Origin of the sequence: Mesorhizobium sp. M2E.F.Ca.ET.209.01.1.1, from assembly GCF_004010375.2 — a bacterium.
Taxonomy (GTDB): Bacteria; Pseudomonadota; Alphaproteobacteria; order Rhizobiales; family Rhizobiaceae; genus Mesorhizobium.
In genome coordinates this window covers 1-310 of sequence record NZ_SADP02000912.1, presented here as the reverse complement: position 1 = coordinate 310, position 310 = coordinate 1, and the positions used below count along the sequence as shown (strand labels likewise).

General features: G+C 66.5%; 1 protein-coding gene. It reads left to right on the top strand.

All coding sequences use genetic code 11. The features are described 5' to 3' along the window. Positions 1-310, top strand: a 310-nt coding sequence (locus tag EN852_RS38455; protein WP_135879879.1) for an ATP-binding cassette domain-containing protein, incomplete at both ends; no start/stop codon positions are given.

Genomic DNA, 310 nt, shown 5'->3' with positions numbered 1-310 from the left:
GGTGAATCCGGATCCGGAAAATCGACGCTTGGTCGCGCTTTGGTCCGGCTGCTGGAGCCGAGTGCCGGCAGCATCCGTTTCGAGGGCCGTGACATCACCCAACTGCCGGAGGCGGCACTGCGGCCGCTGCGCCGCGACCTGCAGATGATCTTCCAGGATCCTATGTCCTCGCTCAATCCGCGCCATACGATCTTCAACATCATCGCGGCGCCGCTGCGGCAGAACGGCCTCGGCGACCAGCTGAAGGAACGCGTCGCGGAAGCGCTGCAGCGCGTCGGCCTGCCGCAGAGTTTCGCCAGCCGCTACCGGC